General features: G+C 60.4%; 22 protein-coding genes and 1 pseudogene. 3 read left to right on the top strand and 20 right to left on the bottom strand.

Going from position 1 to position 24,942, the window contains the following annotated elements; genetic code table 11:
• Window positions 1-82: 82 nt before the first annotated feature.
• From dtd to hutC, 16 genes are all read right to left on the bottom strand, one after another.
• On the bottom strand, window positions 83-520 hold the full coding sequence (dtd, locus tag KGA83_RS21230; RefSeq protein WP_007989269.1) for a D-aminoacyl-tRNA deacylase: 438 nt from the start codon (window positions 518-520) through the stop codon (window positions 83-85).
• A complete protein-coding gene (pip, locus tag KGA83_RS21225; RefSeq protein ID WP_108216216.1) occupies window positions 517-1,488 on the bottom strand; it encodes a prolyl aminopeptidase in 972 nt (323 codons plus the stop codon). Before pip ends, dtd begins: the two co-directional genes overlap by 4 nt.
• Window positions 1,489-1,592: 104 nt before the next feature.
• Window positions 1,593-2,498: an alpha/beta hydrolase gene (locus tag KGA83_RS21220; RefSeq protein WP_223530796.1), complete on the bottom strand. Its 906-nt coding sequence runs from the start codon at window positions 2,496-2,498 to the stop codon at window positions 1,593-1,595.
• Between the two features lie 152 nt (window positions 2,499-2,650).
• On the bottom strand, window positions 2,651-3,607 hold the full coding sequence (locus KGA83_RS21215; protein ID WP_108216214.1) for a choline ABC transporter substrate-binding protein: 957 nt from the start codon (window positions 3,605-3,607) through the stop codon (window positions 2,651-2,653).
• A gap of 244 nt (window positions 3,608-3,851) precedes the next feature.
• The gene (hutG, locus tag KGA83_RS21210; protein ID WP_218429666.1) at window positions 3,852-4,655 is read right to left on the bottom strand and encodes an N-formylglutamate deformylase; all 804 of its coding nucleotides are present in this window, start codon (window positions 4,653-4,655) and stop codon (window positions 3,852-3,854) included.
• A gap of 10 nt (window positions 4,656-4,665) precedes the next feature.
• The gene (gene hutI / locus KGA83_RS21205) at window positions 4,666-5,871 is read right to left on the bottom strand and encodes an imidazolonepropionase (protein ID WP_108216212.1); all 1,206 of its coding nucleotides are present in this window, start codon (window positions 5,869-5,871) and stop codon (window positions 4,666-4,668) included.
• A 17-nt stretch (window positions 5,872-5,888) separates the two neighbouring features.
• Window positions 5,889-7,295 (bottom strand): amino acid permease, encoded by a 1,407-nt coding sequence (locus tag KGA83_RS21200; RefSeq protein WP_108216211.1) that lies wholly within the window; start codon window positions 7,293-7,295, stop codon window positions 5,889-5,891.
• Between the two features lie 110 nt (window positions 7,296-7,405).
• Entirely contained in the window at window positions 7,406-8,938 is a 1,533-nt protein-coding gene (hutH, locus tag KGA83_RS21195) for a histidine ammonia-lyase (protein WP_223530794.1), read from the bottom strand.
• A 113-nt stretch (window positions 8,939-9,051) separates the two neighbouring features.
• Window positions 9,052-10,575 carry a histidine ammonia-lyase gene (hutH, locus tag KGA83_RS21190; protein WP_223530792.1) on the bottom strand — a complete coding sequence of 508 codons (1,524 nt, stop codon included), beginning with the start codon at window positions 10,573-10,575 and terminating at the stop codon, window positions 9,052-9,054.
• A gap of 108 nt (window positions 10,576-10,683) precedes the next feature.
• A complete protein-coding gene (locus KGA83_RS21185; protein WP_007975542.1) occupies window positions 10,684-11,514 on the bottom strand; it encodes a glycine betaine/L-proline ABC transporter ATP-binding protein in 831 nt (276 codons plus the stop codon).
• Entirely contained in the window at window positions 11,511-12,362 is an 852-nt protein-coding gene (locus KGA83_RS21180; RefSeq protein WP_223530790.1) for an ABC transporter permease, read from the bottom strand. The genes KGA83_RS21185 and KGA83_RS21180 overlap by 4 nt, the downstream gene beginning before the upstream one ends.
• 70 nt (window positions 12,363-12,432) lie before the next feature.
• Window positions 12,433-13,401, bottom strand: a complete 969-nt coding sequence (locus tag KGA83_RS21175; protein WP_108216208.1) for an ABC transporter substrate-binding protein — start codon at window positions 13,399-13,401, stop codon at window positions 12,433-12,435.
• Between the two features lie 69 nt (window positions 13,402-13,470).
• Window positions 13,471-14,943: a purine-cytosine permease family protein gene (locus tag KGA83_RS21170; protein ID WP_223530788.1), complete on the bottom strand. Its 1,473-nt coding sequence runs from the start codon at window positions 14,941-14,943 to the stop codon at window positions 13,471-13,473.
• A gap of 182 nt (window positions 14,944-15,125) precedes the next feature.
• A complete protein-coding gene (gene hutU / locus KGA83_RS21165) occupies window positions 15,126-16,808 on the bottom strand; it encodes a urocanate hydratase (protein ID WP_223457541.1) in 1,683 nt (560 codons plus the stop codon).
• Window positions 16,809-17,250: 442 nt separating this feature from the next.
• Window positions 17,251-17,820, bottom strand: coding sequence for a HutD family protein (locus KGA83_RS21160; protein WP_223530787.1), 570 nt, complete (start codon window positions 17,818-17,820; stop codon window positions 17,251-17,253).
• Complete coding sequence (gene hutC / locus KGA83_RS21155; RefSeq protein WP_170948611.1) at window positions 17,817-18,527, bottom strand: histidine utilization repressor; 711 nt, start codon at window positions 18,525-18,527, stop codon at window positions 17,817-17,819. The genes KGA83_RS21160 and hutC overlap by 4 nt, the downstream gene beginning before the upstream one ends.
• Before the next feature lie 146 nt (window positions 18,528-18,673).
• On the opposite strand from hutC, the gene KGA83_RS21150 reads away from it, so the two are divergent.
• Entirely contained in the window at window positions 18,674-20,038 is a 1,365-nt protein-coding gene (locus KGA83_RS21150) for a formimidoylglutamate deiminase (RefSeq protein ID WP_223530785.1), read from the top strand.
• Between the two features lie 116 nt (window positions 20,039-20,154).
• Here the strand turns inward: KGA83_RS21150 and KGA83_RS21145 are convergent, their stop codons facing one another.
• Both KGA83_RS21145 and KGA83_RS21140 read right to left on the bottom strand, forming a co-directional pair.
• Window positions 20,155-20,724 (bottom strand): lipocalin family protein, encoded by a 570-nt coding sequence (locus tag KGA83_RS21145; protein WP_108216202.1) that lies wholly within the window; start codon window positions 20,722-20,724, stop codon window positions 20,155-20,157.
• Window positions 20,725-20,754: 30 nt separating this feature from the next.
• Entirely contained in the window at window positions 20,755-21,009 is a 255-nt protein-coding gene (locus tag KGA83_RS21140; RefSeq protein WP_007975531.1) for a hypothetical protein, read from the bottom strand.
• 282 nt (window positions 21,010-21,291) lie between these two features.
• Here KGA83_RS21140 and KGA83_RS30140 point away from each other — a divergent pair.
• Both KGA83_RS30140 and KGA83_RS30135 read left to right on the top strand, forming a co-directional pair.
• Window positions 21,292-22,326, top strand: a pseudogene (locus KGA83_RS30140) (cache domain-containing protein); the annotation flags it as partial.
• 93 nt (window positions 22,327-22,419) lie between these two features.
• Entirely contained in the window at window positions 22,420-23,184 is a 765-nt protein-coding gene (locus KGA83_RS30135) for a methyl-accepting chemotaxis protein (RefSeq protein ID WP_411741915.1), read from the top strand.
• Between the two features lie 117 nt (window positions 23,185-23,301).
• Here KGA83_RS30135 and KGA83_RS21130 read toward each other — a convergent pair whose 3' ends face one another.
• Entirely contained in the window at window positions 23,302-23,904 is a 603-nt protein-coding gene (locus KGA83_RS21130) for a DUF924 family protein (RefSeq protein ID WP_223530781.1), read from the bottom strand.
• Between the two features lie 3 nt (window positions 23,905-23,907).
• Entirely contained in the window at window positions 23,908-24,918 is a 1,011-nt protein-coding gene (locus tag KGA83_RS21125) for a class 1 fructose-bisphosphatase (protein ID WP_108216199.1), read from the bottom strand.
• Between the last annotated feature and the right edge of the window lie 24 nt (window positions 24,919-24,942).

Genomic DNA, 24,942 nt, shown 5'->3' with positions numbered 1-24,942 from the left:
CGCATCAGGGGTAACAAAGTATTTATCGCGAAAAAGTCCTGTTTTCAGTCGAATTGAGCGTAAAAACTTGTTTCAAACGCTTTCAGGTCTGTAACAGGAAGGTTACCGGGCCGTCATTGACCAGGTGCACCTGCATATCCGCGCCGAATCTACCTGATGCCACAGTGCCATGCACCTGTTTCGCTTTGCTTAATAAATAGTCGAATAACTCCTCGCCCAGCGCCGGAGGGGCCGCGGTCGAGAAACTCGGACGCAGCCCGTTTTTAGTATCGGCAGCCAGAGTGAACTGAGAGACCAGCAGCAGCCCGCCACCCACATCCGCCAGGGACAGATTCATCTTGCCCTCAGCGTCACTGAACACCCGATAGTTAAGCAGCTTATTGAGAAGTTTGTCGGCGCTGGCCCGCGTGTCGTCGGGCTCGACGGCTACCAGGACCAGCAATCCCTGATCGACGGCACCTACGACTTCGCCCGCGACCTCGACCCGCGCGCCGCGCACCCGTTGCAACAGGCCCTTCATGCTTCTTCAGGCGGCAGGTCAAGCAGTCGCCGGGCCATCAGATTGGCGGCGCGCACCAGCGCGTCGGTGATGCCCGGTTCGGAAGCGGCATGGCCGGCATCGCGGATGACCTGCAGTTCGCTGTTCGGCCAGGCTTGATGCAGTTCCCAGGCGTTATCCAGCGGGCAGATCACGTCATAGCGGCCATGGATGATCACGCCGGGCAAATGGGCGATCCTGTCCATGTTGCGGATCAACTGGTTCGGCTCCAGGAAGGCGTGGTTGCTGAAGTAGTGGCATTCGATGCGGGCAATCGACAATGCACGTTGTGGCTCGGAGAAACGATCGACCACCAGCGGGTTGGGACGCAGGGTCGCGGTGCGGCCCTCCCAGGTGGACCAGGCCTTGGCCGCGTGCATCTGGGCAATCTGGTCGTTACCGACCAGACGCTTGTGGAACGCGGTAAGCAAGTCACCGCGCTCGTCCAGAGGGATCGGCGCGATGTAGTCCTGCCAGTAATCGGGGAACAGGCGGCTCGCGCCGGACTGGTAGAACCATTCGATTTCCTGCGGACGGCAGAGAAAGATCCCGCGCAGGATCAGACCGTGTACACGCTCAGGATGGGTTTGTGCGTAGGCCAGCGCCAGGGTCGAACCCCATGAGCCGCCAAACAGCACCCATTTGTCGATGCCCAGGTGCTGGCGAATTCGCTCAAGGTCGGCGACCAGATCCCAGGTGGTGTTGTTTTCCAGGCTGGCGTGGGGGGTGGAGCGACCGCAACCGCGCTGATCGAACGTGACAATGCGATAGAGATTGGGATCGAAGAAGCAACGACTCTGGGCATCACATCCGGCACCGGGACCACCATGGATGAACACCACGGGCAAACCTTCCGGTGAACCGCTTTCGTCGACGTACAGGGTGTGGGTCGCATCGACGGCCAGATCGTGCCGGGCGTAGGGTTTGATCTGTGGGTACAAAGTCTGCATTGCGCACTCCGTAAGGGGTCAAGGTCATCCCTGGGGGGACTTCTATTATTCTGCCGTCCGGCATCATAAACCCGAATTACGTCAATGAGCATGCCCGTGCGAAGTCAGAGTTTCGCCGCCAGATATCCGAACAAGGTTTCGTACAGCGAATCGACCTCGGCCACCTGCCCGCGGGCCCGCAAACAGCCATGAACCAAACCCTCGCCGACATATAGCGTGGCAGCCACGCCCGCAGCCTTCAGTCGCTCGGCATACAGCACGCCGTCATCGCGCAACGGGTCGAATTGCGCCACGGCGATCCATGCCGGTGGCAGTCCGCTGAAATCCGTGGCGAGCAATGGCATGGCGTAGGCGTTCGGATGGCGGGTGCCTTGCAGGTAAAGCGCGTGATAGCAATCGACGTCACTGCTGCTGAGTAACGGCGCGTCGATGCACTCACTGCGCGACGGCAGGCGGTGATCGCCGCCCAACCCCGGATAGATCAGAACCTGCGCACACGGCAGCGGCTCGCCGGCATCGCGCAGCGCCAGGCACAACGCCGCCGCGAGGTTGCCACCGGCACTGTCGCCGGCCACCAGCATGCGCGCAGGATCGAGTTGAAATGGCCTGGTGCGCAGTGCTCGCCAGACCTTCAGGCAATCATCGAACGCAGCAGGAAACGGATGCTCCGGCGCCCGGCGGTAATCGACGGCGATCACCAGCACACCAAGCGTCGATGCCAATTCGGCGCAGATGAAATCGTGGGAATCCAGGTCCCCCACCACCCAGCCACCGCCATGCAGGTAAACGATGCACGACGCACCACTGGCCGGTGGTTGATAGGAACGAACAGCAACACCGGCCAACTCGAATTCAACCACAGACAACCCGGCGGGGCGTGCCGGGGTAAACGCCCGGCACATCTCGCTGTAGGCCTGGCGCAACCCGGTGATACTGCTGTCGGTGCTGTTGAAACTGACGGTTTTCTCGACGAAAGCCGTCATTTGCTCGGAAAGCGGGTAAGGAGCCATGAGCCTGGTGCCCGTTCAGGAAAGTGGGTGAGATCCCCCTGTAGGAGCGAGCCTGCTCGCGATGGCGGCGCGTCAGTCGACATCAATTCTGAATGTCCTACCGCTATCGCGAGCAGGCTCACTCCTACAGGTTTGCGCAGAACAGACGAGGGTCAGTTCTTCAGACTGGCCTGAACCGTCGCCACGCCATCCTTGCCATCGAAACTGTTGACACCCGCCAGCCAGCGCTGCAAGTCTTCTGGATGGTCACGCAGCCATTTTTTCGCGACATCCTGAGCTGTCTGGCGCTCCATGATCGGCACCATCAACTGGCTTTCCTGAGCAGCGCTGAACGTGAGGTTTTCCAGCAGGCGATTGACGTTCGGGCAACGCTGGGCGTAATCCGGCGCGGTTACGGTGGAAACGGTCGCAGCACCTTCATTCGGCCCGTACACGTCTTCACTGCCGGTCAGATAGTCGATCTTCATGTTGATGTTCATCGGGTGCGGGGTCCAGCCGACGAACACCACGAATTCCTTGCGATTCACCGCCCGCTGCACGGCCGCCAGCATCCCGGCCTCACCGGACTCGATCAGTTTGAAATCCTTCAGGCCGAAGTGATTGGTCTCGATCATGGTCTTGATCGTGGTGTTCGCGCCGCTGCCCGGCTCGATGCCGTAGATCTTGCCGCCGAGCTGATCCTTGAATCTGGCGATGTCGGCGAAGGTTTTCAGTCCGGCCGCTGCCACATAGTCCGGGACCGCGAGGGTGGCCTGGGCATCGGCCAGGCTCGGTTTGTCCATGACCTTGACCTGATTGGCAGCCACGAACGGTGCGATGTTTTTATCCATCGCCGGTTTCCAGTAACCGAGGAAGATGTCCAGGCGCTTGTCGCGGATGCCGGCGAAGATGATTTGCTGCACGGCGCTGGTTTGCCTGCTTTCGTAGCCAAGACCGTTGAGCAGCACATCCGCCATGCCACTGGTGGCGATCACATCGGTCCAGTTGACCACGCCCATGCGCACGGTTTTGCAGGAAGCATCGTCCGCGGCCATGGCGCCGGCGCTCAACAGAGCGGTGCCGCAGAAGATTGAGAGACAGCGGGTGAACAGACCTTTGAGGCTTGTCATAGAGAGCATTCTCGTGCGGCAGCGGATTATTGTCGGGGCGGTGTCTTTGTGCACCGTGGCCAGAACATTACGCAGCAGACGAGCGGTAGAAGCGACCTGTGGCGACCGTGTTTTGCACGGTGGCGACTTGTAGGAGCGAGCTTGCTCGCGATGGAGGACAACGATGACGCGGACTGCCTGAATGCACACGTTGACCTGACGTTTTTCGCGAGCAAGCTCGCTCCTACAGAGACCGCACCAAACCTTAATGCCCGTAGTGTTTTTCACCCCAGGCCAGCAACCCTTGCAGCAACTCCTTGAGCACCTCCCGCGTCGGCTCCGCCAGGTCCGGGCGATAACGGAACGGCTCGAACTCTTCCATGTACGTGCACTGCCCCAGCTCCAGCTGCACGGCGTGGATGTTCTCGACCGGGTTGCCGTAATGGCGGGTGATGTGGCCACCCTTGAAGCGTCCGTTCAACACGTGGGTGTAGTTTTCGTGACGCGCGCAGATCGCTTCCAGTTGGGTCGCAAGCTGTGGATCGCAACTGGCGCCATTGAAGGTACCAAGGTTGAAGTCCGGCAGTTTGCCGTCGAACAGGTGCGGGATGATCGAGCGGATCGAATGCGCATCGAACAGCAGCGCATAGCCGAACTCGGCTTTCAGTCGCGCCAGTTCCTGCTGCAAGGTGCTGTGGTATGGCGTCCAGATTTGCTCAAGATAGGTTGCGCGCTCTTGTTTCGAAGGCTCCAGCCCTTCGCGGAACAACGGCACGCCGTCGAACAGCGTGGCCGGGTACAGACCGGTGGTCGCGCCCACGTACAGTGGCTTGTCGTCAGATGGCCGGTTCAGGTCGATGACGAACCGCGAGTACTCGGCGGCCAGGGTGCTGGCACCCAGCTCCTCGGCGAAATCGTACAGCTGCGGGATGTGCCAGTCGGTGTCCGGCAAACTCTTGGCTTGCGGGATCAACCCGGCCTCGACTGCTGGAGTCAAGCGCACACCAGCGTGGGGCATGCTGATCAGCAGCGGTACGCGGCCTTGTTTGAAGTTCAGAACCTTATCCACAACAGATCTCCTACAGACTTGATTCGACGCCGTGGCGCACGACGCGTTTTTCCAGGTCGCCGCCCAGCCAGTAACACAGGTCGGCCGGGCGATCGATTTGCCAGGCGACGAAGTCCGCAACCTTGCCGGCCTCCAGCGAACCATGGGTGGCGGCCATGCCCAGTGCGGTGGCAGCGTGAATCGTCGCACCGGCCAGGGCTTCTTCCGGGGTCATGCGAAAACAGGTGCAAGCCATGTTCAGCATCAGGCGCAACGACAGTCCCGGCGAGGTGCCCGGATTGAGGTCGCTGGCGATTGCGATTTTCACGCCGTGCTTGCGCAGGGCGTCCATCGGCGGCAATTGGGTTTCACGCAGGAAGTAAAAGGCGCCAGGCAACAGCACCGCGACCGTACCGGACTTGGCCATGGCGATGGCATCGTCCTCGGTCATGAACTCCAGGTGATCGGCGGACAATGCGTGGTAACGCGCCGCCAGGCTCGAACCGTGCAGCGACGACAACTGCTCGGCGTGCAGCTTCACTGGTAGGCCCAGTGCCTGGGCGGTGATAAATACACGCTCGACCTGCGCCGGGGAGAACGCCAGGTATTCACAGAAGGCATCCACCGCGTCGACCAGCCCTTCAGCGGCCAGGGCCGGCAGCATTTCGGCGCAGATGTGATCAATGTAGTCATCGGCGCGATCGACGTATTCCGGCGGCAGGGCGTGAGCGGCCAGGCAGGTGCTGCGCACGCTGACCGGTAGTTCGGCACCGAGGCGACGGGCCACACGCAGCATCTTGCGCTCGTTGGCCAGGTCCAGGCCGTAGCCGGACTTGATTTCGATGCTGGTGACGCCATCACGCATCAGGCTTTTCAGACGTTTGCTGGCGCTGGCGAACAATTCATCTTCGCTGGCGGCGCGGGTGGCGCGCACGGTGCTGGCGATGCCGCCACCGCTGGCGGCGATTTGCGCGTAGCTGACGCCTTGCAGGCGCTGCTCGAATTCGCCGCTGCGGTTACCGCCGAACACCGTATGGGTATGGCAGTCGATCAGGCCCGGTGTGACCCAGGCTCCGTTCAAATCATTGACGGCCGGATACTCGCCCGCCGGCAATTCACCGCGCGGGCCGATCCACTCAATGTGCGCTCCTGACGTCACGATGGCCGCGTCCTCGATGATCGAGTAGACGCCTTGTGCCATGGTTGCGACGTGACAGTGTTGCCAGAGAGTTTTCATCCTTGGCCTCCATTAGGTTATCGATGAGAAAAAACAGGGTCCTGTGTCACCAGGGCTGCCTGGCCCGCCGCCGGTTTTACCCACGTCAGGTAAGCCAGCACCAGCAATACGATCCAGACCACGCCGACGATCAGCGCTGCCTGGGTGTCCGGGAAATAGCCCAGCACGCCGAAAATGAACAGCATGAAGGCAATCGCCGCCGCCGGCGCATAGGGCCAGAGCGGTACCGGGAATTTCAGTTGTGCAACCTGCTCGGCGCTCATGGACCGGCGCATGGCCACTTGGGTCACCAGAATCATCAGCCAGACCCACACCGTGGCAAAGGTCGCGATGGAAGCGATCAACAGGAACACGTTTTCCGGGATCAGATAGTTCAGCAACACGCCCAGCAACAGCGCGGCACTCATCACCACCACGGTCATCCATGGCACGCCATTGCGCGACAGGCGGGCGAAGCCCTTGGGCGCATGGCCTTGTTGGGCCAGACCGAACATCATGCGGCCAGCGCCGAAGATGTCACTGTTGATCGCCGAAATCGCCGCCGTGATCACCACGATATTGAGAATGGTGGCCGCCGAGCTGATCCCCAGCTTGTCGAAAATCTGCACGAACGGGCTGCCCTGGCTGCCGATCTGCTGCCATGGAAAGATCGACATCAGCACCAGCATCGTCAACACGTAGAACAGCAGGATCCGCAACGGTACGGCATTGATCGCCCGGGGCAGCACGTGCTGCGGGTCCTTGGCTTCACCAGCCGTTACGCCGATGATTTCAATACCGCCAAACGCAAACATCACCACTGCGAACGAAGCAATCAGACCGCCCATGCCATTGGGCATGAAGCCGCCGTGGTTCCAGAGGTTGCTGATGTCGGTCGCCTGGCCGGGGGCCGAGCTGATGCCGAACCACATGATGCCGAAACCGCCCAGGATCATCGCGACGATGGCCGCGACCTTGAGCAGCGACAGCCAGAACTCCATTTCACCGAAGACTTTGACGTTGCACAGATTCAAGCCGCCGACGATGGAAACGACACCCAGCACCCAGATCCAGCGGGAAACCTCCGGGAACCAGAAGCCCATGTAAATACCGAACGCGGTGACGTCGGCCATGCCGACGATGACCATTTCGAATGCGTAGGTCCAACCGAGGATGAAGCCCGCCATCGGCCCCAGGTAGGTGCTGGCGTACTGGCCGAAAGAGCCGGCCACCGGGTTGTGCACCGCCATCTCACCGAGGGCGCGCATGACCATGAACACCGCCGCGCCACCAATCAGGTAAGCGAGCAGTACCGCAGGCCCGGCCATTTGAATGGCCGAGGCAGATCCATAAAACAGCCCGGTGCCGATCGCCGACCCCAGCGCCATGAAGCGAATATGTCGGGCAGAGAGCCCGCGTTTCAAACCTTTTTCTGCCTGTTGCATTTCTCGTCCCTAATTATTGTTATTCGACGCTAAATCGAATCGCGAGCGAGCTCGCTCCCACATAGGATTGCACGAATCCTGTGGGAGCGAGCCTGCTCGCGAAGGGGCCATTACAGGCTAGGCAAAAGCTTGGTCGTGATCAGCTCGTTCAGGCAACGCGAAGCCAACAACTCAGACGCCGCATTGATGTCCGGCGCGAAGAAGCGGTCTTTCTCATAGAAAGGCACTTCGTTACGCAGAATGGCACGGGCCTTTTCCAGTTTTGGCGAAGTCTTCAGACCGTTGCGCAAATCCAGACCCTGAGCCGCCGCCAGCCATTCCACGGCGAGAATCCCGCGGGTGTTCTCGGCCATTTCCCACAGGCGCTTGCCAGCCGCCGGCGCCATCGATACGTGGTCTTCCTGGTTGGCGGAAGTCGGCAGGCTGTCCACCGAATGCGGATGGGACAGCGCCTTGTTCTCGCTGGCCAGTGCCGCCGCAGTCACCTGGGCAATCATGAAACCGGAGTTCACGCCACCGTTGGCCACCAGGAACGGCGGCAGTTGCGACATGTGCTTGTCCATCATCAGCGAGATACGGCGTTCGCTCAGGGAACCGATTTCAGCGATGGCCAACGCCATGTTGTCAGCGGCCATGGCCACTGGCTCGGCGTGGAAGTTACCACCGGAGATCACATCGCCTTCAGCGGCGAACACCAACGGGTTGTCCGATACGGCGTTGGCTTCGATGGCCAGCACTTCGGCGGCCTGACGGAACTGGGTCAGGCAGGCACCCATGACTTGCGGCTGGCAACGCAGGGAGTATGGATCCTGGACCTTTTCGCAGTTTTCATGGGAGTCGGAGACTTCGCTGCGCTCGCCCAGCAGGTCGCGGTACGCGGCGGCGGCATCGATCTGGCCTTTCTGGCCACGGGCAGCGTGGATGCGTGCGTCGAACGGCGAGCGCGAACCCAGAACCGCCTCAACGGTCAGGCCGCCCAGCGCCAAGGCACCGGCGAACAGGTCTTCACCTTCGAACAGGCCACGCAGGGCAAACGCGGTGGAGACTTGAGTGCCGTTGAGCAGCGCCAAGCCTTCTTTCGCGGCCAGGGTCAGCGGGGCAAGACCTGCGACTTTCAGCGCTTCGGTGGCTTCCATCCACTCGCCTTTGTAGCGCGCCTTGCCTTCGCCCAGCAGCACCAGCGACATGTGGGCCAAAGGCGCCAGGTCACCGGAGGCACCGACCGAACCTTTCAATGGAATGTGCGGGTAAACCTCGGCGTTGATCAGGGCGATCAGCGCATCGATCACCACACGACGGATGCCGGAGAAACCACGGCTCAGGCTGTTGACCTTGAGCACCATGATCAGGCGTACCAGCTCGTCGCTGATCGGCTGACCGACACCGGCGGCGTGAGACAGCACCAGCGAGCGCTGCAGGTTTTCCAGGTCTTCGCTGGCAATGCGGGTCGAGGCCAGCAGGCCGAAACCGGTGTTGATGCCGTAAGCGGTGCGGTTCTCGGCGAGGATCTGCTCCACGCAGGCAACGCTGGCTTCAATCTGGGCCGAGGAGCTGTGGTCGAGGGTCAGTTTCACCGGCTGCTGATAGACGTCACGCAGTTGGGCGAGGCTCAGTTGGCCGGGAATCAGGTTTAGCGCAGTCATTTTGTGCTCCTTTTGAGAGTTGTTGTTAACTCACCAGACGCTCCGGAGATGTCCGTTGTCCGTCGCGTCTGCCTTTTAGGGAGCCGCGCCTTGGCACGCTGGTGTTGTGGAAGTCAGTTCAGTTCTGGAAAAGCGTTGTGCAGCAAAATCGGGTCTTTCAACACCGCAGCAGCGGCGGCAATGTCCGGTGCCAACCAGCGATCCTGGTCGTAGGGGGCAACATGCTCGCGCAGCAGGCGCCAGGCAGCATCGGTGCCCGTGCCGAAGCGTTGTTCTTTGAGGAACTCGAACGCCTGGGCCGCCAACAGGTACTCGATGGCGAGGATCTGCGTGCAGTTTTCCAGTGCACGATGCAGCTTCAGCGCGGCGTTGGTGCCCAGGCTCAGGTGATCTTCCTGCAGGCCCGACGTCACGTAGTTATCCAACACTGCCGGTTGCGCCAGTTGACGGTTTTCCGCGCACAGCGAAGCGGCGACGTATTGCACGATCATCATCCCGGAGTTCACACCTGGGTTGGCCACCAGGAACGCCGGCAGGCCGCTGACGTGCGGGTTGATCAAACGGTCCAGGCGACGCTCGGCGATGGAGCCGATTTCCGCCATGGCAATCGCCAGCAGGTCCGCCGCCATTGCCACGGACTGGCCATGGGGGTTGGCCTGGGAAACAACGCGGTATTTGTCTGCGGTGCCCAGCACCAGCGGGTTGTCGGTGGCGCCGTTGAGTTCGGTTTCGATCTGTCTGGTCGCATGCACCAGTTGATCGCGTGCGGCGCCGTGCACCTGCGGAATCGAGCGGATGCTCAGGGCATCTTGCGTACGAATGCCTTTGCTCTGGGCAATCACTTCGCTGCCGTCGAGCAGTGCGCGCAGGTTGATTCCGACCTGTTGCATACCCGGGTGCGGCTTGAGCGCGATGATCTCGGCGTCGAAGGCGTCGATTTGCCCGCGTTGGGCTTCAAAGCTCATGGCGCCGATCACGTCGGCCCATTCCAGCAGGCGCGTAGCATCGGCAATGGCCAGGCAGCTCAGGCCAGTCATGCACGGTGTGCCGTTGACCAGGCACAAACCGTCCTTGGCGCCGAGCTTGACTGGTTGCAGGCCTTCTTCGGCCAGCGCTTGCTGCGCGCTAACGACCTGACCACGATAGCTGACATTGCCGACGCCCAGCAGCGCGATGCCGATGTGGGCCATGTGGGTCAGGTAACCCACGGACCCCTGGGACGGCACTTGCGGGGTGATGCCACGGTTGAGCAACGCCAGCAGCGCTTCGACGACCTGACGGTGCAGGCCGGATTTGCCGTGGCTGTAGTTGACGACGGCGGCGCACATGATCGAGCGGGTCTGCTCGTTGGTCAGCGCTGCACCCACGCCGCAAGCGTGGCTGAGCAAGGTGTTGCGCGACAACTGGCTGAGTTGTTCGTCCTGCAGCGAGACGTTGCACAGCGCGCCCAGGCCGGTGTTGATGCCATAAGCACGTTCACCGCTGGTGACGATGCGCTGGACGATGGCCTGCGCGTTTTCGATGCGCGCCCAGATCGGCGCCGACAGCTCAAGCTGTGCGCCATCGCGGGCCACGGCGACCACGTCCTGCCAGGTTACCTGCGCTTGGGTGATAACGATTTTTTCAGCCTGGGACATCTTCAGCCTCATCTAAATAAAATCAAAAGATCGCAGCCTTCGGCAGCTCCTACACCGGGTACGGCTCGCTCCTGTAGGAGCTGCCGCAGGCTGCGATCTTTTAAAGACTCAAACCACCGCCGCCCGACGCTGCACAAAGCGGTCGACGTACTCATCCGCCGGCGAGTGCAGGATCTCTCTCGGCGTGCCGACCTGGATCAGGCGGCCATCCTTGAGGATCGCGATGCGGTTGCCGATGCGCACGGCCTCGTCGAGGTCGTGGGTGATGAAGACGATGGTCTTGTGCAGGGTTTTTTGCAGCTCCAGCAACTGGTCCTGCATCTCCGCGCGGATCAGCGGGTCAAGGGCGCTGAAGGCTTCGTCCATCAGAATGATGTCGGTGTCCGCCGCCAGGGCACGGGCCAGGCCCACACGCTGACGCATGCCGCCGGAAAGCTGATGCGGGTATTTGTTTTCGTAGCCCTTGAGGCCCACGGTGTTGATCCAGTGCAGCGCACGCTCGGCGCACATGGCTTTGCTTTCGCCGCGGATTTTCAGGCCGTAGGCGACGTTGTCCAGCACGCTCTTGTGCGGCAACAGGCCGAAGCTCTGGAACACCATGCTGATCTTGCGCCGACGAAATTCGCGCAGGGCTTCCATGTCGTATTGCAGGATGTCCACGCCGTCCACCAGGATCGCGCCGCTGGTCGGGTCGATCAGGCGGTTGAAGTGGCGGACCAGGGTCGACTTGCCGGAACCCGACAGCCCCATGATCACGAAGATCTCGCCGCTGCCGATGCTCAGCGACAGGTCGTTCACACCCACCACGCAGCCGGTTTCGGCCAGCACCTGATCCTTGGTCTTGCCCTGGCCGACCATGGCCAGCGCGTCCTTGGCACGGTTGCCGAAAATCTTGAAGACGTTTTTGACTTCGATCTTGCTCACGGTTGCGTTGTTCATTTGCTCACCTCATGCCGTGCGCGACCGTACGCCTGAGTAATGCGGTCGATCACCACAGCCAGAATCACGATCGCCAGACCGGCCTCAAGGCCACGTCCGACGTTGAGGGTCTGAATCCCCACCAGCACGTCTTCACCCAGACCACGGGCACCGATCATCGAGGCGATCACCACCATCGACAGGGCCATCATGGTGGTCTGGTTGATCCCGGCCATGATGCTCGGCAGGGCCAGCGGCAGTTGCACGCCGAACAGTTGCTGCCAGCGGTTGGCACCGAAGGCGTTGATCGCTTCCATCACTTCGCCGTCGACCTGGCGAATGCCCAGATCGGTCAGGCGGATCAGCGGCGGCGCGGCGTAGATCACGGTAGCGAAAATCGCCGGGACCTTGCCCAGGCCGAACAGCATCAGCACCGGAATCAGGTACACGAAGCTCGGCATGGTCTGCATGATGTCCAGCAACGGCATCAGCACCGAACGCAGGCGGTTGCTGCGCGCCGAGAGAATGCCCAGCGGAATGCCGATCAACACCGAAATGATCGTCGCCACCATCATCAGCGCCAGAGTCTGCATCAGCTTGTCCCAGAGGCCGACTGCACCCACCAGGAACAGCAAGCCGACGATGACGGCGGTGGTCACGACTTTACGGGTCGCGTGCCAGGCCACACCGGCCACGATCGCCAGCATCAGCCACCAGGGCGCTGCACGCAGCAGGCTTTCAAGATTGACGATGGCCCACAGCAGGGTGTCGGAGATTTGCCGGAACACGTCGCCGTAGTTGGTGACCAGCGAATCGACCCAACCGTTGACCCAGTCGGCGATGGAAAAGGTAAAGCTTTCGGGAAACATAAGAGACTCTCAATCAAGGGGTTGCGATCAAGCATCCGACTGCCGTCGCCGGCAGTCGGAGAAGCCCGACCTACAAGGCCGCGTCGATTTTCTTGGCTGCGTCTTCGCTCACCCATGCGTGCCAGACTTCAGGATGTTCCTTCAGGAAGATCTTGGCCAGTTTTGGTGACTCGATCCGCTCTTTGGTCATGCGCCCCAGGTTCTGGTTCAGCAGGTCGATTGGCACGTTGACCTTTTCCAGCACGGCCACCAGTTCCGGTGCTTCGTCATGGAAAGTCTTGGACAGGCCGACCTTGATATCCACGGTCTTGTTCACGCCCGGTTTCTCTTCGAGTTTGACCACGTCGACCTGGCCCATCAGCGGCGTTGGCGACCAGTAGTAGAACAGGATCGGCTCGCCACGTTTGTAGCTCGACAGCACGGCGGCATCCAGCGCCGGGCCGGTGCCTGGGCGGAAGTTGGTGTAGGTGCTTTCCAGGCCGTAGCTTTTCAGCATTTCGCTGTTGTCCAGCTCACAGGTCCAGCCCGCCGGGCAGTTGTAGAAACGGCCCTTGGACGGCTCTTCGGCGTCCTTGAAGATCGCCGAGTATTTGCCCAGGTCAGCAATGTTTTTCAGGTCCGGCGCCTTGGCTTCGAGCTTGCGCTTGGCATCGCCTTCGATCACGTAGCGCGGCACGTACCAGCCTTCAATTGCACCAACAACCGGTGCGCCGACACCGACGACTTTGCCGGCCTTCTCGGCCTTGTTCCAGACTTCGCTGCGGCCGACCCACTCTTCGGCGAACACTTGAATATCGTTGCTGCTCAGGGCGTTTTCCATGGTGATGGAGTTACCCGGAAGGCTGTCGGTCTTGCAGTCGTAGCCTTTCTCCAGCACGACTTGCAGCACGTCGGTCAGGAGCATGGCGCTTTCCCAGTTCAGGCCGGCAAATTTCACCGGTTTGCCCGACTCGCACCAACCCGCCGCCTGAGTGGCGCCGGCGCTGGCCAGCAGGCCCATGGAAAGCAATGCGGTCAGCAGGGTCTTGTTCGATTTCATTGTTGTGACGCTCCTAATCATGAGTTGGCTTACGGCAGTCAAGAGGCATCCAGCCATGTCCACGTCCAATCAGGCCTGCGCCGCAGCGCGACCGGCTCCGCTTTTTTCAGGTTGTACAACGCTGTCCTGCTCGACCGGCAGAATCAGTTGATCGGGCACTGTGCCGTGCCATTTTTTTGCACACAGGTAATACAGGGCGGCGGGCAGCACCAGACCGATGATCCAGGAAATATCCACATCACCCAGGGCCGCCACTAGCGGACCGGTGTAGAACTTGGTGGAAATGAACGGCAATTGCACCAGCACACCGAACACATAGACGCTGATACCGAGAAGGTTCCAACGACCGTAGCGACCATTCGGATCGGCCAGCGCCGGTACGTCATAACGCTCGCGGGTGATGCAGTAGTAGTCCACCAGGTTGATCGCGCTCCAGGGCGTGAAGAACGCCAGCAAGAACAGGATGAAGGACTTGAACGCACCGAGGAACGAGTGCTGACCGAGCAACGCCATCAGGGTCGCAGCACCGACGATGACCAGCACGAAGGCCAGACGCTGCAAGCGCGTTACCTTCAGGTCACCCCGGAAACCGCTGATGATGGTCGCAATGCACATGAAGCTGCCGTAGGAGTTCAGCGTGGAGATGGTGACCTTGCCAAAGGCGATGCTGAAGTACAGCAGCGCAGCAGTGGCACCGGTACCGCCCAGACCAACGATGTAGGCCACTTCGTGGCCGGCGTATTGCCCGTTGGCCGAAGCGGCAGCGAACACGCCGAGGACCATCGCCACCTGTGCACCAATGACCGAACCTGCGCCTGCGGCAAAAAAAGTTTTCACCGAGGAAATCTTGCTCGGCAGGTAGCGAGAATAGTCAGCCACATAAGGGCCGAAGGCGATCTGCCAGGACGCTGCGAGCGACACCGCGAGCAAGAAACTGCTCCAGCTGAAGTGGCGGATTTGCAACAGTGCGCCAACGTCAACCTGGCTCATCAGACGGCTGAACAGATAAACAAAGGCAATCACGCCAATGACACTGGCAACACGGCCGATCCAATGGATCACCCGATAACCGAGCACGGTGACCAGCACGATGACACTGGCGAATAGAAGGATACCGACGGTGTCGCTGACGCCAAACAACTGGCCCAGCGCCTGGCCGGAAAGTACGGTGCCCGTTGCAGTGAAGCCCAGGTACATCAGACACACCAGCACGATCGGGATAGCCGCGCCATAGACGCCGAACTGCACCCGGCTGGAGATCATCTGCGGCAGGCCAAGCTTTGGCCCTTGCGCCGCATGCAGCGCCATCACGCCACCGCCGAGCAATTGACCGATCAACAGACCGATCAACGACCAGAACACATCACCGCCCAGCACCACGGCCAGGGCCCCGGTGACAATCGCGGTGATTTGCAGGTTGGCACCCATCCACAGGGTGAACTGGCTCAACAGACGACCGTGTCTTTCCGCTTCCGGGATGTAGTCGATCGAGCGCTTCTCGATCAACGGTTTGTTGCCTGCACGTTCGCTGTTAACAGCCATGGGTCAACCTCTGTGGATTGTTGGTCGGTGTTGGTTGTATCTGTGTAGAAGCTATGTAGGAGCTGTGTAGGAGCTGTCGAGTGAAACGAGGCTGCGATCTTTTGCTTTCAAAAGATCAAGATCAAAAGATCGCAGCCTTCGGCAGCTCCTACGGTTTTGCATTGGGCCAAGGCCCGCTTTCTTTATTTGCCGGTAATCATCGGCAGGTTCAGCCCTTGTTCCTTGGCGCAGTCGATGGCGATCTGGTAACCGGCATCGGCGTGACGCATGACACCGGTGGCCGGGTCGTTGTGCAGCACGCGAGCGATACGCTCGGCCGCTTCGTCAGTACCGTCGCAGACAATCACCATGCCCGAGTGCTGGGAGAAGCCCATGCCGACGCCGCCGCCGTGGTGCAGGGAAACCCAGGTCGCGCCGCTCGCGGTATTGAGCAGGGCGTTGAGCAGTGGCCAGTCGGACACGGCGTCGGAACCGTCCTGCATGGATTCGGTTTCGCGGTTCGGGCTCGATACCGAACCGGAGTCCAGGTGGTCGCGACCGATCACGATTGGCGCGGACAACTCGCCGCTGCGCACCATTTCGTTGAATGCCAGGCCCAGCTTGGCGCGCAGGCCCAGGCCAACCCAGCAGATACGTGCCGGCAGACCCTGGAAGCTGATGCGCTCGCGGGCCATGTCCAGCCAGTTGTGCAGGTGGGCGTCGTCCGGGATCAGCTCTTTGACCTTGGCGTCGGTCTTGTAGATGTCTTCGGCGTTGCCCGACAGCGCAGCCCAACGGAACGGGCCGATGCCACGGCAGAACAACGGACGGATGTAGGCCGGAACGAAGCCCGGGAAGTCGAATGCGTTTTCCACGCCTTCTTCCTGTGCCATCTGACGGATGTTGTTGCCGTAGTCGAAGGTCGGTACGCCCATTTTCTGGAAGTCCAGCATCGCTTTAACGTGAACGGCCATCGATTGCTTGGCGGCCTTGATCACAGCGGCCGGCTCGGTCTTGGCGCGAGCGCGATACTGGTCCCAGGTCCAGCCGGCCGGCAGGTAGCCGTTGAGCGGGTCGTGGGCGCTGGTCTGGTCGGTGACCATGTCCGGGCGCACACCGCGCTTGACCAGTTCCGGCAGGATTTCTGCCGCGTTACCCAGCAGGGCGATGGAAATCGCTTTGCCTTCGGCGGTGTATTTGGCGATGCGGGCCAGCGCGTCGTCAAGATCGGTTGCTTGCTCGTCGACATAGCGGCTTTTCAGACGGAAATCGATGCTGACCTGCTGGCACTCGATGTTCAGCGAGCAAGCACCGGCCAGGGTCGCGGCCAGAGGCTGAGCGCCACCCATGCCACCGAGGCCTGCGGTCAGGACCCAACGACCTTTCAGGTCATCGTTATAGTGCTGGCGACCGGCTTCGACGAAGGTTTCGTAGGTGCCCTGGACGATGCCCTGGCTGCCGATGTAGATCCAACTGCCGGCGGTCATCTGGCCGTACATGGCCAGGCCTTTGGCGTCCAGTTCGTTGAAGTGTTCCCAGCTCGCCCAGTGTGGCACCAGGTTGGAGTTGGCGATCAGTACGCGCGGGGCGTTGCTGTGGGTCTTGAACACGCCGACCGGCTTGCCGGATTGCACCAGCAGGGTCTCGTCGTCGTTCAGGTTGGTCAGGCTTTCAACGATCTTGTCGTAGCATTCCCAGTTACGTGCAGCGCGACCGATACCACCGTAAACCACCAGTTCTTTAGGGTTCTCGGCGACTTCCGGGTCGAGGTTGTTCATCAGCATGCGCAGTGGAGCTTCAGTCAGCCAGCTTTTGGCGGTCAGCTTGTTACCGCGTGCGGCACGGATTTCAACGTCACGAAACTTTGTAGGTTTAATGTCAGTCACGAAAAAGACTCCTCAGCAATCAATCCAAACCAACCCAGGCAGTGGGCGAGCAAGCCAATGGGCATCAGTGCACACCGGCGAATCAGTGGACGATGGTTGAGTCCTCGTGACTCATACACATACGTCTTTACTTGTACATACAAGCATATGCAATCAAGCGGCCAACTTGTTGGAGGAGCATTCAAGAAAAATTCTGAAACGGCTGGAGAGCGCCTGGGACAAGGGTTCTGGCGTAGATGAAATTTTTTCGGGAGGATTTTTGTGGCGAGGGGATTTTGTTACTTGAGCGTGGTTTTGCGCCACACTGGGGCGTTCGGTAACAACATGGTGCGCTTTCGGGAACGCTGGAAAGCAAAAGATCGCAGCCTTCGGCAGCTCCTACAGGATGCACACCATCCCATGTAGGAGCTGCCGAAGGCTGCGATCTTTTGAAAATTCAGAATCAGCGTGCGGTCAGTTCAATCACGCAGCATGGGCTATTAACGGAGATTTCCAGCAACCCAGTGTTACCTTCGAGTTGCAGACAATCATGCCGGCCAAGTTGCGAAGCGTTGCTATCGACCACCACGTCCAGCGCATCGCTGATGCTAAACACCAACACCGTGCCCGCCGAGCTGAAGAACCGCTGCTCGCCCGCCAGCCACTGCAACCGCGCGCTATAACGCTGCGGCGCGTAGATCAGGTTGAAATCGCGAATCGGCCCATCCAGCAATGTGCAGGAAACCTTGCTCTCGCCGCTGAAAGCAAACGGGTCCAGCGGTAACAGTGGTCGCGTAACCTGACCATCCACCGTCAGGCTCATACCATCGCCCTGCAAAACGGTGATCACTCGCTCGTAACCGGCGAAAGTGGAAAACCCGCCCGATTCGCCAATGTCGGCAATCGACAGGCGCCAGCCAAAGCCATCCAGGCCGGTGCCGGCATCGCGGGTGATTTCTTCGGTGCTGCCGCCGCCGTTTTTCCACGGCATGCGTGGGTAGTCTTTGGCGCGTAAAAGTTTTGCACTGCTCATTTATGGAACCGACCTTCCAGACGATGACGGGAACCGGGGTGGATCAAGCGAGCAGCAGTCACTGGCTGACGACCGGACCAGGTGCGGCGACGAATCAGCAGGCACGGTTCGCCCTTTTCGATCTGCAGCAATTTGCATTCGGATGGCTCGGCCAGGATCGCCTCGACCACGTGCTCGCCCTCGGTCAGCGGCGCGACCTGGTTCAGATAGGCGTAGGGCGTTTGCAGGGTGAAGTCCTGCTTGAGGTATTCCGGCGCCACCAGCGCATTGACGAAACGGTCTTCGATTTGCACCGGAATATCGTTTTCGAAATGCACGATCAGCGAGTGGAACACCTTCTGCCCTTCACGCATGTCCAGGGCCAGGGCGCGCTCGGAGCCGGCGGCCTCTTCTTCAAGGGTGATGACCTTGCAGGTGTGGCGATGACCGCGGGAGGCAATTTCATCGGCGATATTGTGCACTTCGAACAGCGCGGACTGGCTTTTCGGCTCGGCGACGAACGTACCGACACCTTGCATGCGCACCAGCAGACCGTCGGCGGTCATCTCGCGCAGGGCGCGGTTGATGGTCATGCGGCTGAAGCCCAACTGGCTGACCAGTTCGCTTTCCGACGGCACACGATAGTGCGGCGGCCAGTTTCCACTGTCGATTTGCTGGGTGATCATTTGTTTGACGCGGGCGTACAAGGGCGCCGGACTGTCGCCCATGTTCGCGGCCAACGGAGAGACTGGAGGCGGAGTCGGCACGGTTAATCCTTGGTCGTTTGGATAGGGTTGCTAGCTTGCCGGAGTTTACCGGGCAGGCAAACGTCTGTATATGTATATACAAATAACACACGATGGGGTGATGAACCATGTCCGCCTTCTTTGCCGAACGCGCGCTGCTGCCTAGTGGATGGGCCAACAATGTACGTCTTGAGGTCAGCGCCGACGGCGTTTTGACCCATATCCAGGCCGATTCCCATGCAGATGGCGCCGAGCGGTTGAGCGGTCCGCTGCTGCCTGGCATGCCGAACCTGCACTCCCACGCCTTCCAGCGGGCCATGGCCGGGCTGGCGGAAGTGGCGGGCAATCCGAATGACAGTTTCTGGACCTGGCGCGATCTGATGTATCGCCTCGTCGGAAAAATCAGCCCGGAACAACTCGGCGTCATCGCCCGCCAGTTGTATATCGAAATGCTCAAGGCCGGTTACACCTCGGTGGCAGAATTTCACTACGTGCATCACGACCTCAATGGTCAGCCTTACGCGGATCCGGCCGAACTGGCTCTGCGCATCAGCCAGGCAGCCAGTTCCGCGGGTATCGGCTTGACCCTGCTGCCGGTGCTCTACAGCCACTCAGGCTTCGGTGGCCAAGCGCCGAACGACGGTCAGCGTCGCTTTATCAACAGCACTGAAAACTACCTCAAGCTGCAATCGCGCCTGCAACCGGTGCTTGCGCAGCAACCGGCGCAGTCGCTGGGCTTGTGTTTCCACTCGCTGCGCGCGGTTACACCGCAGCAGATCAGCGAAGTGCTGGCGGCCAGCGACAAGCAATGCCCGGTGCACATCCACATTGCTGAACAGCAGAAAGAAGTCGACGACTGCCTGACCTGGAGCGGTCGTCGCCCGCTGCAATGGCTGTACGAAAACATCGACGTCGACCAGCGCTGGTGCCTGGTCCACGCGACCCACGCCAACCCGGAAGAAGTCACGTCGATGGCCAAGAGTCGCGCCGTCGCCGGCCTGTGCCTGACCACCGAAGCCAACCTGGGCGACGGGATTTTCCCGGCGGTGGACTTCCTCGCCCAGGGCGGGCGCATGGGCATCGGTTCCGACAGTCATGTGTCATTGAGCGTGGTGGAAGAATTGCGCTGGCTGGAATACGGCCAGCGTCTGCGCGACCAGCGGCGTAATCGTTTGTATGGCGCGGATCAGCCAATGGTCGGCCGCACGTTGTTCGATGCCGCGCTGGATGGCGGTGCTCAGGCGCTGGGCCAGCCGATTGGCGCACTGGAAGTCGGCAAACGCGCCGACTGGCTGGTGCTCGATGGCAACGATCCGTATCTGGCGACAGCCAATGGTGACGGGATACTCAATCGGTGGCTGTTTGCCGGTGGCGATCGCCAGGTGCGGGATGTGCTGGTGAATGGCCAGTGGGTGGTGCGTGACGGGCGGCATGCCGGCGAGGAAGAAAGCAATCGCGCCTTCACTCAGGTACTGCACGACTTGCTCGGTTAAAAGCAAAAGATCGCAGCCTTCGGCAGCTCCTACATGAACCCGGTTGGTCGCAATAATGCGGATCAACACGAAACCTGTAGGAGCTGCCGCAGGCTGCGATCTTTTTGGTTACACCATTAATTTGAAGTCTCGGCCATCTGCTCTTCCGACGCCCGCCAGATCAGTCGCGTGGTGTCGTAACCCTGCTGACGCGCCTTGCTCAGCAGCTCCTCACGCACCACACCATTCACGTTCGGCGTGCGCGACAACAGCCACAAATACTTCCGGCTCGGATCACCGACAATGGCGGTCTTGTAGTCATCGCTGACGTACAGCACCCAGTATTCGCCCTTCGCCGTACCCGGGATCAGCCTGGAGAACCAGGTATCGAACTCGATCCACAGCTTGTCGCCCTTGCCGGGCTCCTGTGGATAAGCCGTGCCTTTGACCTCTTCCCATTGCCACTGCGCCGTCAGGCAGCGGTTCAGCACCGCCACGTTACCGTCAGGCTTGAGCGTGTAATGGGCTTCGGATTGCGCACAGTCGCGCTGGAAGTACATTGGCATGCGCGCCAACTCGTACCAGGTGCCCTGGTAGCGCTTGAGATTGACGCTTTTGACAGTCTTGGGGGCCAATGGGTCCTGGCCAGACGTGGCACAGCCGGCCAATAGCAGACCGGCAAAAAGGATGATCAATAACCGTTTCATTATTTTTCTCCCGCGGGCAAACGCCCCGGTTTACTTCAGGCCTTGGCCGGAAAACATCAGCACTTTGTCACCGGCGAACTGCACGCTGATAAAGCTGTTCTTGTCGCCCCAGGTGCAACTGGACATGCCGAGCGCGCCTGAACAGTCGGCGGGCTTGCCCAACAGGGTCTCCACATCGGCCTTGGCCATGCCAGCCGAGAGCTTAGAGTAGTTTTCCTGATTGACTTTGCTGCAGGCAGCCAGCAACACGCAAAACGAAAGCAGGGCGATGGAACGCAGCGACATGGTGAAACTCCGGGGGGCGTAGGGGATTGGCATGGCTGCCAAGCTGAAGCTTAGAAGAGTAAACCCCTGTGAGGTTCCGTACCCGGCAGGCTATTTATCGGGCCACTCGTCTACCTTTTGCCGAAAATCAGTCACTTTCCTTGTTTACCGTGCATTTCGTCATTTTTCACAGAATCCACCTAATCTTTGGCGCCGCTCAGTCGACATAAATGCAACGCAAAGCCACGTCGGTGGCATTTGCTCCCCCATTTTGTAGAACAGCCCCTCTGCGGTAGCTCATCCATGACCAGAAACATGAAGTTCAGCCACAAGATATTGCTGGCTGCCGCCCTCGTGGTGGCCGTCGCATTCGCTTGTTTCATCCTGTTCAACGACTATCGCCAGCGCGAAACCTTGCGCAACAGTACCGAAGCCTCGATGCAGGAACTCGGCAGCCTGACCACCAGCAACATCCAGACCTGGCTGGAAAGCCGAATGCAATTGCTGCAGTCGATGGCCCAGCAGATCACCGCCGATGGCAATGCTCCCGCTGGCCTGAAACGGATCATTGACCTGCCCGCCTACACCGGCAACTTCCAGCTGAGTTACTTCGGTGGCGCCGACGGGGTGATGTTCTCGGTCCCGGCGGGCAACCGCGCGGCGGACTACGACCCACGCGCCCGTGGCTGGTACAAGGCGGCCAATAGTGCACAACAGACCATCGTCACCGAACCGTACATTGCCGCGTCTTCCGCCAAACTGGTGATCACCGTGGCCACCCCGGTGCAGCACCAGGGCCAGATGATCGGCGTCGCCGGCGCCGACATCGACCTGTCCAGCGTCAGTGCGATCATCAATTCGCTGAACTTCGGCGGTCATGGTCATGCGTTCATCGTCGGTGCCGACGGCAAGATCCTGATTCACCCGGACAGCAAGCTGGTGCTCAAGAACCTGGCCGAGGCCTATCCGAGCGACACGCCCAAAGTCAGCCCGGGCATGAAAGAAGTCGAGATCGACGGCAAGCGTCAGTTCATCTCCTTCACCCACGTCAACGGCGTGCCATCGGCGAACTGGTACGTGGCACTGGTGCTCGACCAGGAAACGGCGTTCTCGATGCTCAGCGAGTTCCGTACCTCGGCGATCATCGCCATGGTGATTGCCATAGTGATCATCATTGCGCTGCTGGGCATGCTGATCAGCCTGCTGATGCAGCCGCTGCTGACCATGGGCCGCGCCATGCACGATATCGCCGAAGGCGAAGGTGACCTGACCAAACGCCTGACCATTCACGGCCACGACGAATTCGGCGCGCTGGGACTGTCGTTCAACCGCTTCGTCGAGCGCATTCACACCTCGATCATCGAAGTGTCCTCGGCCACCGGCCAGGTCAACGAGGTGGCGTTGCGTGTAGTGGCCGCGTCGAATTCGTCGATGTTCAACTCCGACCAGCAAGCCTCGCGCACCAGCAGCGTGGCCGCAGCGATCAACCAGCTCGGTGCCGCCGCCCAGGAAATCGCCCAGAACGCCGCCCTCGCCTCGCAACATTCCAGCGATGCCCGCAGCCTGGCCGAAGACGGCCAGCAGGTGGTGGATAAAACCATCGCGGCGATGCAGCAGTTGTCGGCCAAGATCAGCGATTCGTGCGGCAACATCGAAACCCTCAACAGCAATACGGTCAATATCGGGCAGATTCTGGAAGTGATCACCAGCATCTCCCAGCAGACCAACTTGCTGGCGCTCAACGCAGCCATTGAAGCAGCACGTGCCGGTGAGGCCGGGCGTGGTTTCGCGGTGGTGGCCGACGAGGTGCGCAACCTCGCTCACCGCACCCAGGACTCGGCGCAGCAGGTGCAGACGATGATCGAAGAACTGCAGGTCGGCGCCCGGGCAGCGGTGGGTATCATGACCGACAGCCAGCGCCAGAGCGAAAGCAGCGTCGGCATCGCCAACCAGGCGGGCGAGCGCCTGGGTAGCGTGACCCAGCGCATCGGTGAGATCGATGGCATGAACCAGTCGGTCGCCACTGCCACTGAAGAACAGACGGCCGTGGTGGAGTCGATCAACGTCGACATCACCGAGATCAACATGCTGAACCAGGAAGGTGTGGAGAACCTGCAGTCGACCTTGCGTGCGTGTGCCGATCTTGAGCAGCAGGCGGCGCGGTTGAAGCAGTTGGTGGGTAGTTTCAGGATCTAAGACGGACTTGCGGGCCTCTTCGCTGGCAAGCCAGCTCCTACAACGATCATTGTCGCACTGGAGATCAACTGTAGGAGCTGGCTTGCCAGCGAAGACGGCATCAGCAACAACGAAAAACTAGAACCGTGACCCAGGCTTCGACAGAAACGCCAGCTCCTCAGCCGTAGATTCGCGCCCCAACACCGCATTGCGATGCGGAAAGCGCCCAAACTGCGCAATCACTTTCTGATGCCGCTCGGCATAGTCCAGGTAATCGCTGAACAGCGCCCGATCGATTTCCGGTTGCTGCGCCACCAGCTCGATGTAGCGCGAGACACCTTCGTTCTGCACCGCGAGGTCTTCGCTATGCTCGAACACCAGGTAGATGAACACCCGCTGAATCGGCTGCAACTGCCGGTCGTAATCCGCGGCAATGCCTTGGGCTACCAGTTTCTGCGCCCGGAGATCGCCTGCAAAGGCTTTGGGAATATCGCGAAAGATCATTCGCGGGATTTGATCGAGCAACAGCACCAGGGCCAGCCAACCTTCGGGATGTTGCATCCACTCGGTCAATCCGCCGGCCAGTGCCTGCTCGGTCCAGTCCCCGAAACGCTCGCGCGCTTCGAGGTCCTGGCTGTCGCGCTTGCCGAACCACAACTTGCGCTTCTGCGCCGCCACTTCCCTCGCTGATTCGGAGCTTCCGAACCACCAGTCAAGCAACGGCTGCCAGGGCGCGGTCATGGTTTATTCCTTGTGGTAAGCCGTGACGCGGGCAACTTCTTCTTTCGAACCCAAGAACACCGCAACACGTTGGTGCAGGCCTTCCGGCTGGATGTCGAGGATGCGCTGGTGGCCGTCGGTGGACGCACCGCCCGCCTGTTCCACCAGGAACGACATCGGGTTAGCTTCGTACATCAGGCGCAGTTTGCCCGGCTTCGACGGCTCGCGGCTGTCGCGTGGGTACATGAACAGACCGCCGCGGGTCAGGATGCGGTGCACGTCGGCCACCATCGCGGCGACCCAGCGCATGTTGTAGTTCTTTTTCAGCGGACCGGTCTCACCTGCCAGCAATTCGCCAACGTAGCGCTGTACCGGAGCTTCCCAGTGACGCTGGTTGGACGCGTTGATGGCGAATTCCTGGGTGGTTTCAGGAATGGTGATGTCTTCGTGGGTCAGCACGAAGCTGCCCATTTCACGGTCCAGGGTGAAACCCTTCACGCCGTGGCCCAGGGTCAGGATCAGCATGGTCTGTGGACCGTAGATCGCGTAACCGGCGGCTACTTGCTGGGTGCCTGGCTGCAGGAAGGCCTTTTCATTCAAAGGTTCGTTCTGGCTCAGGTATTCGTTCGGGCAACGCAGTACCGAGAAGATGGTTCCGACCGGCGCGTTGATGTCGATGTTCGACGAACCGTCCAGCGGGTCGAATACCAGCAGGTACGCACCTTTGGGGTATTTGCCCGGGATCTGGTAGGCATTGTCCATTTCTTCGGACGCCATACCGGCCAGGTGACCGCCCCATTCGTTGGCTTCGAGCAGGATTTCGTTGGAGATCACGTCGAGCTTCTTCTGCACTTCGCCCTGGACGTTTTCAGTGCCCATGCTGCCCAGAACGCCACCCAGGGCGCCTTTGGACACGGCGTGACTGATCTCCTTACAGGCACGCGCCACCACTTCGATCAGGAAGCGCAGATCGGCAGGAGTGTTGTTGCTACGGGTCTGCTCAATCAAATAGCGACTCAAGGTAACGCGGGACATGGAAGGCTCCGGAGGAATGGGGGG

Source organism: Pseudomonas sp. GL-R-19 (assembly GCF_019956375.1).
GTDB lineage: Bacteria > Pseudomonadota > Gammaproteobacteria > Pseudomonadales > Pseudomonadaceae > Aquipseudomonas.
The sequence above is the reverse complement of the archived record's forward strand: the minus strand, read 5'-3'. Positions and strand labels throughout refer to the sequence as shown.

Excerpts from the sequence above, each read along its gene's own strand:
- KGA83_RS30135 (WP_411741915.1), top strand. The coding sequence starts at position 22,420 with ATGTTCAACTCCGACCAGCAAGCCTCGCGCACCAGCAGCGTGGCCGCA.
- KGA83_RS21140 (WP_007975531.1), bottom strand. The coding sequence starts at position 21,009 with ATGTCGCTGCGTTCCATCGCCCTGCTTTCGTTTTGCGTGTTGCTGGCT.
- KGA83_RS21145 (WP_108216202.1), bottom strand. The coding sequence starts at position 20,724 with ATGAAACGGTTATTGATCATCCTTTTTGCCGGTCTGCTATTGGCCGGC.
- KGA83_RS21175 (WP_108216208.1), bottom strand. The coding sequence starts at position 13,401 with ATGAAATCGAACAAGACCCTGCTGACCGCATTGCTTTCCATGGGCCTG.
- hutC (WP_170948611.1), bottom strand. The coding sequence starts at position 18,527 with ATGGGCGACAGTCCGGCGCCCTTGTACGCCCGCGTCAAACAAATGATC.
- KGA83_RS21220 (WP_223530796.1), bottom strand. The coding sequence starts at position 2,498 with ATGGCTCCTTACCCGCTTTCCGAGCAAATGACGGCTTTCGTCGAGAAA.
- hutI (WP_108216212.1), bottom strand. The coding sequence starts at position 5,871 with ATGAAAACTCTCTGGCAACACTGTCACGTCGCAACCATGGCACAAGGC.
- KGA83_RS21160 (WP_223530787.1), bottom strand. The coding sequence starts at position 17,820 with ATGAGCAGTGCAAAACTTTTACGCGCCAAAGACTACCCACGCATGCCG.
- hutH (WP_223530794.1), bottom strand. The coding sequence starts at position 8,938 with ATGACTGCGCTAAACCTGATTCCCGGCCAACTGAGCCTCGCCCAACTG.
- KGA83_RS21185 (WP_007975542.1), bottom strand. The coding sequence starts at position 11,514 with ATGAACAACGCAACCGTGAGCAAGATCGAAGTCAAAAACGTCTTCAAG.
- hutH (WP_223530792.1), bottom strand. The coding sequence starts at position 10,575 with ATGTCCCAGGCTGAAAAAATCGTTATCACCCAAGCGCAGGTAACCTGG.
- KGA83_RS21170 (WP_223530788.1), bottom strand. The coding sequence starts at position 14,943 with ATGGCTGTTAACAGCGAACGTGCAGGCAACAAACCGTTGATCGAGAAG.
- KGA83_RS21130 (WP_223530781.1), bottom strand. The coding sequence starts at position 23,904 with ATGACCGCGCCCTGGCAGCCGTTGCTTGACTGGTGGTTCGGAAGCTCC.
- KGA83_RS21200 (WP_108216211.1), bottom strand. The coding sequence starts at position 7,295 with ATGCAACAGGCAGAAAAAGGTTTGAAACGCGGGCTCTCTGCCCGACAT.
- KGA83_RS21150 (WP_223530785.1), top strand. The coding sequence starts at position 18,674 with ATGTCCGCCTTCTTTGCCGAACGCGCGCTGCTGCCTAGTGGATGGGCC.
- dtd (WP_007989269.1), bottom strand. The coding sequence starts at position 520 with ATGAAGGGCCTGTTGCAACGGGTGCGCGGCGCGCGGGTCGAGGTCGCG.
- pip (WP_108216216.1), bottom strand. The coding sequence starts at position 1,488 with ATGCAGACTTTGTACCCACAGATCAAACCCTACGCCCGGCACGATCTG.
- KGA83_RS21180 (WP_223530790.1), bottom strand. The coding sequence starts at position 12,362 with ATGTTTCCCGAAAGCTTTACCTTTTCCATCGCCGACTGGGTCAACGGT.
- KGA83_RS21215 (WP_108216214.1), bottom strand. The coding sequence starts at position 3,607 with ATGACAAGCCTCAAAGGTCTGTTCACCCGCTGTCTCTCAATCTTCTGC.
- KGA83_RS21125 (WP_108216199.1), bottom strand. The coding sequence starts at position 24,918 with ATGTCCCGCGTTACCTTGAGTCGCTATTTGATTGAGCAGACCCGTAGC.